Source organism: Nakamurella aerolata, from assembly GCF_013002705.1.
Classification (GTDB): Bacteria; Actinomycetota; Actinomycetes; order Mycobacteriales; family Nakamurellaceae; genus Nakamurella; species Nakamurella aerolata.
This window is the reverse complement of the sequence record NZ_JABEND010000018.1, coordinates 1-4,787: the sequence shown is the minus strand read 5'-3', so window position 1 is coordinate 4,787 and position 4,787 is coordinate 1. Positions and strand designations below refer to the sequence as shown.

Annotated in this window: 6 protein-coding genes and 1 pseudogene; 2 read left to right on the top strand and 5 right to left on the bottom strand. The window is 66.8% G+C overall.

The genetic code is table 11. The features are described 5' to 3' along the window. Nucleotides 1-344: hypothetical protein (locus HKD39_RS18500; protein WP_212754757.1), on the top strand; the 344-nt coding region annotated here is incomplete at its 5' end. 149 nt (nucleotides 345-493) lie between these two features. Here the strand turns inward: HKD39_RS18500 and HKD39_RS18495 are convergent. The 4 genes from HKD39_RS18495 to HKD39_RS18480 form a co-directional block, all read right to left on the bottom strand. Further along, nucleotides 494-1,546 carry a substrate-binding domain-containing protein gene (locus HKD39_RS18495; RefSeq protein ID WP_171201352.1) on the bottom strand — a complete coding sequence of 351 codons (1,053 nt, stop codon included), beginning with the start codon at nucleotides 1,544-1,546 and terminating at the stop codon, nucleotides 494-496. Between the two features lie 77 nt (nucleotides 1,547-1,623). Beyond that, entirely contained in the window at nucleotides 1,624-1,935 is a 312-nt protein-coding gene (locus HKD39_RS18490) for a hypothetical protein (RefSeq protein WP_171201351.1), read from the bottom strand. A 349-nt stretch (nucleotides 1,936-2,284) separates the two neighbouring features. Then, a complete protein-coding gene (locus HKD39_RS18485; RefSeq protein ID WP_171201350.1) occupies nucleotides 2,285-2,737 on the bottom strand; it encodes a nuclear transport factor 2 family protein in 453 nt (150 codons plus the stop codon). A 75-nt stretch (nucleotides 2,738-2,812) separates the two neighbouring features. Beyond that, entirely contained in the window at nucleotides 2,813-3,196 is a 384-nt protein-coding gene (locus HKD39_RS18480) for a winged helix-turn-helix transcriptional regulator (RefSeq protein WP_171201349.1), read from the bottom strand. A 79-nt stretch (nucleotides 3,197-3,275) separates the two neighbouring features. Here HKD39_RS18480 and HKD39_RS18475 point away from each other — a divergent pair, with 79 nt between their 5' ends. Continuing rightward, complete coding sequence (locus HKD39_RS18475) at nucleotides 3,276-3,686, top strand: RidA family protein (protein ID WP_171201348.1); 411 nt, start codon at nucleotides 3,276-3,278, stop codon at nucleotides 3,684-3,686. Nucleotides 3,687-3,954: 268 nt separating this feature from the next. On the opposite strand, the pseudogene HKD39_RS18470 reads toward HKD39_RS18475, so the two are convergent. Further along, nucleotides 3,955-4,568 (bottom strand): annotated as a pseudogene (locus HKD39_RS18470) (recombinase family protein). Nucleotides 4,569-4,787 lie beyond the last annotated feature (219 nt).

The following is a 4,787-nucleotide window of genomic DNA, read 5'->3' as shown; positions in this document are numbered from 1 at the left end:
CCGACGCACCCACCGCGGCGACACGCGGTCATCCAGCCACGACCAACAGCGAACGAAAGGAGAAAATGATCAAGACTCGGCCCCGTCAGACCAACCCGACCGACTCACGAAAGATCGGGGTTAGACATCGCCTCTTCTGGGAGCCGCCGGTCGGCGACAAGGATACCGCGTTGCTGCTCGACTGCATCGACTTTCGTCACTTTGGTTGGATCGACAAGAATACAAACAAGCGCACGAAGGCGACCGCCGATTTCCAGGTCTATGAGATTTCCGCGTACCGCGAAGGGGGCGAAGCGTGGAAGGTGTCGAAGGTCAACGTTTCCCGGGACAAGTGCTCATTCTAACGCGGTTGGGTGCGGAACAGGACGTTCGTGAGTGCCGCGCTCACCGGTCGCCACTGTAGGCCTTCTGCTGCCATCGAATGTTTCAGGCGCACGAGTACCCGAATGTGCCCCACCTCAAGCGGCGCAAGAACTCTGCGCGGTCAGCGATCTCAGGCCGGTGCCGGGCCGGTGGAATCGCGGACGACCAGCTCGGTCGGCAGCAGCACATGCTCCGGCGTCGCGACCGTGTTGGACCGCGCGGCGTCCATCTGCTTCAGCAACAGATCGGTGACGGCCTTGCCCTTGGCGGTGATGTCCTGCCGCACCGTCGTCAAGGCCGGGCGGACCTCGCGGGCAAGCGCGGTGTCGTCGAACCCGACAATCGAAAGGTCCTGCGGCACGGTCAGTCCCAGCTGGTAAGCCGCCTGCAGCACTCCGGCGGCAAAGGCGTCGGAGTCGCACAAGACCGCGGTGGGACGCTCGTCGGCAGGCCGGTCGAGCAACTCGAAACCCATCTTCATGCCGTTGTCGACGCTGGAGATGTGCCGGTACGCCGTCAGCGGCACGATGCCGGCCGCGTCCAACACCTCCAGCCGGCCACGCTGGCGCTCTTCCGAAGTGTGCCAGCCGCTCGCCTCGATGCTGGTCGTACCTTCAGGGCCCGCATTGGCGGTGGCGATCCGGCGGTGTCCGAGATCTACCACATGTTGCGCCCCCAGGCGGGCGCCGCCGAAATCGTCAACGTTGACGCTGAAATCAGCAACGTCGGGAGCCTGATCGACGAACGCCACCGGAACACCCCTGCGCACCAACGAGTCCAAGCCGAGCCCGCCCTGCAGCTTCGCGCGGTCGAAGACAATCGCCCCGTCCATCGCGATGTTGAGCACCGGCGCGCCACCGTCGACGGCGTGGGGCAGCAGCGTCATCCCATAGCCGCGGGTGGCCAGCTCCCGGCTCACGCTGCCGAGGAACGCCGAGTAGAAGTCGTCACCGAAAACATCGGGCGACGACCAACACGGCAGCACCCCGACAGTGTTGGTGCGCCCGCGGGCCAGCGTCCGCGCCGCCGGATCGGGACCCTCGTACCCCAACTCAGCCGCGGTGGCCAGCACCCGCTCGCGCAGCGCGGCGGACAGTTGATCGGGCCGGGCGAACGCGTTCGAGACCGTCATCACGCTGACACCCACCTTCTGGGCGACGGTCTTCATCGTTACCTTGGCCACCTCGCCAGGATAGGCGGGCTCCACAACTGCCGAGCCGCTCAGGCAGCCGCCCAGCGGGAACCGCGGCAGGCCGCTCGTCATCCGCAGGACGACGACGCCGTGACCGGAACCCGTTCCGGCTGCTGCGCGCTGCGCCGCGACCACCAGCCAGCGCCGAACCAGCGGCGGCCCATGCCGGCGGCGGCGAGTTGCCGCCGACTCGGCCGGCGCACTCCGCGCAGCGCCTCCCGCAGCACCTGCTGCTCGTACTCCACCCGCTTCAGCTGCTCCTCGGCCCGCTGCTGACGCAGAATCCGCGGGTCGCGCCGCCAGGACGGCTCCTCGTCCCAGCCGAACTCCTGGCGCATCGACTCCTGCGCGAAGAACATCGCCACCGGCAAGTTCGCCATCGTGCTCACCTCTCCTATCAGCGTTCTTTACCGCTCCAGACCGGAGCTGTAGCGGTACAGTAACGCTGTCTGCTTTAGCGGTCAAGTAGCTTGTGGAGAGAGTTTTTCCGGCTGCCCCCTGCGCGCTCGGTGCCGGCGCACGGCAGCGCGATTGGCGCAGCGCACCGAGCAGTACCTGTGACTTCCGCGTTTCAATGGCGGGGTTCTTCCGACGCTGCGTGGCGGGACGTTGCTGCGCCCGATCGCCACTGGGGCTCCGTTCCGCAAGGGGATCGTCGCGCGGGACGCGCTCCAGTCAGGATGGGCTCGCGGAGCGATGCTGTGCGGGACCCCACCGAGTCGCCTCCGGTCAGCTAGTGATCGGGGCGGCTGCAGCTTCCGCGATGCCGCTGTCCGCCAGTTCGCGGAGGTATTCGGCGACTGCTTGGGAGTCTTTGTTTGCGTCGATGGCGGTGACCTTGCCCCAATGCATAGAGATGACGTGCACACCGTGGTTGCGATAGCGGGAGCCGTCGGGGCGGGTGGCATGGTTGGTCCAGCGCAGCAGCACTGTGGTGCGGTGTGGCAGGCCCTTGACCCACACGTCATGGACGGTGAGCCGCATGTCCGGGCAGAGGCGACCCAGTCGCTCGAACCACAGCCGCAGGGCTTCCCGGTCGTGGCGCTCCCCACCGAGCGCGTGATCACCGCCGAAGCGATGGTGGACGTGGAAGGCGCAGGCGGCCAGAACGGCGTCGTAGTCGTGGTCGTTGACCCGCTCGAAATTGCGTACGGCGATCCGCTTCACGAGTGCGTGATACATCGGTTCTCCTCAGGTCGCAGGCATCAACGGGTCGGAGTCAGGCAGTCGGCGGTCGGCACGGCGCCCTGGCCCCGGTCAGTCCATGCATTCGGGACCCGGTCCTTCGAGAAGGTCGAACCGATTACGGGCAGCGTGGATGGACTTGTGGTGCCGGGCGCTCCAATGCAGCAGTGCTTCAATCGGCCCGCGCAACGTCTTGCCGAGCTCCGTGATGCGGTACTCCACGGCCACCGGTCGGTCGCTGATCACACACCGTTCGACAATGCCGTTGCGCTCGAGCCGACGCAGGGTGGTGGTGAGCGACTTCTGCGACACCGACAGTAGACGACGCAGGTCGTTGAACCGGCGAGGTCGTTCGCACAGCGCCTCGAGGACGTGAATCGACCACTTGTCGAGGACCTGGCCGAGCACGTCGCGGTGGGCGGCGGTCAGCTCGATTCGGTGCGTGGTATCGGGCATGACACTTAGGCTAGTTGAAGTGCTCTCCGGGTACCAGGTATACATTCGGTACCGACTGATTGACCCTCAAGGAGACCTCATGACCGCTCGCCTGTTCAGCCCCGACGACATGCTGCCCGGCGCTCCGTACCACCACGTGGCGGTCGCCCGCGGCGCCACGCAGGTCCACGTCGCCGGCCAGGTCGGCGGCCCGACTGACGGCAGCCCGGTGGCCGTGGGCGACCTTGCGGCGCAGGTGGCGCAATCGCTTCGGAACACGGCGCGAGGCCTGGCCGGGGCTGGAGCCACCTTCGCCGACGTCGTGCGCCTGACCTTCTACGTCACCGACTGGACCCCGGACAAGATTGAGTCCTTCATGGCCGGCGTGGAGCGCGTCGCCGACGAGGTGAGCCTGCCCTCCCCCATGCCCCCGGCATCCCTCATCGGCGTGGCGATGCTGTACGAGCCAGAGGTCCTCGTCGAGGTCGAGGCCACAGCCGTCCTGCCCTGAGCGCACCAGCGCGACATGGTCTCTGTCGCGCCAGCAAAGGTAACCGTCAGCACTTGACCTGACGGCTCGCTACGCGAGCCGGTTCGGGATACCGGACGACTGGGAACGGCGGGCCGAGAGATCTTTCGTCGAGGCAGCGCGCCGCTCTTGGCAAAGCACCCATGTGGGGTGCGACGGTCGCTCCTCAAGCCGAACCACTGCGGGGCCGCTTGGCGCGAGGTTGTCCCGCGTGGGTGTCGGATTCGGGACAACCAACGCCTGCGCACCATCAGTGGTGCGCTCGCGCCTCTGCGAGGTCGGCCTTGGCCGCTACCCGCTGACGTTCGATCGCGCGATAGCGGTGGAGCGGCCGATTCCGAAGAGCTCCGCCACTTCCAGGGTGCTGTACTCGCCGCTGTGTACCAGGGACACCAGGTGCGCTTCCTGCTTGCGGCTCAGCTTCGGCTGCTTGCCTCGCAGCCGTCCTTTCGCCTTGGCGACTTTCATGCCTTCTACTGTGCGGAGCCGGATGAGGTCGGACTCGAACTCGGCCACCATGGCCAGGACGTTGAACAACAGTTTCCCGACCGCGTCGGTCGGGTCGTAGACCGATCCGCCGAGGCTGAGGCTGATCTGCCGGGTCGTCAGCTCATCGGCAATTGCGCGGGCATCCGGAAGTGACCGAGCCAAGCGGTCGAGCTTGGTAACGACCAGCGTGTCCCCGGCTCGACAGGCGGCCAGGGCTTCGCGGAGTCCGGGGCGTTCGCGGTTGGTGCCGGCCAGGCCGTGGTCGACGTAGATCCGCTCGGCCTCGACGCCGAGGGCGAGCAACCCGTCGCGTTGGGCGGTTAAGTCTTGCTGATCGGTGGAGCATCGGGCGTACCCGACAAGTAGTGCGCTCATCGCGCGCCTCCCAGGGGTTGGCCCCGCCGGCCGCAGGCGCGGGCGGCTCAGGCATCGAGCGCGAGCCCGACAAACACAGCCAGCGCCCACTCCCCCTGAAGCGTCACGGCTTTGGGGCCGGTCCTTTGCGAGAGGATCGGTGTCATGCCGAAGCAATATCCGAAGCAGCAGCGTGAGCGTGCGGTGCGGATGGTCTTGGATCATCTGGACGAGTACGAC

Coding starts and splice junctions, on each gene's coding strand:
- HKD39_RS18490 (WP_171201351.1), bottom strand. CDS start 1,935: ATGGCGAACTTGCCGGTGGCGATGTTCTTCGCGCAGGAGTCGATGCGC.
- HKD39_RS18485 (WP_171201350.1), bottom strand. CDS start 2,737: ATGTATCACGCACTCGTGAAGCGGATCGCCGTACGCAATTTCGAGCGG.
- HKD39_RS18480 (WP_171201349.1), bottom strand. CDS start 3,196: ATGCCCGATACCACGCACCGAATCGAGCTGACCGCCGCCCACCGCGAC.
- HKD39_RS18475 (WP_171201348.1), top strand. CDS start 3,276: ATGACCGCTCGCCTGTTCAGCCCCGACGACATGCTGCCCGGCGCTCCG.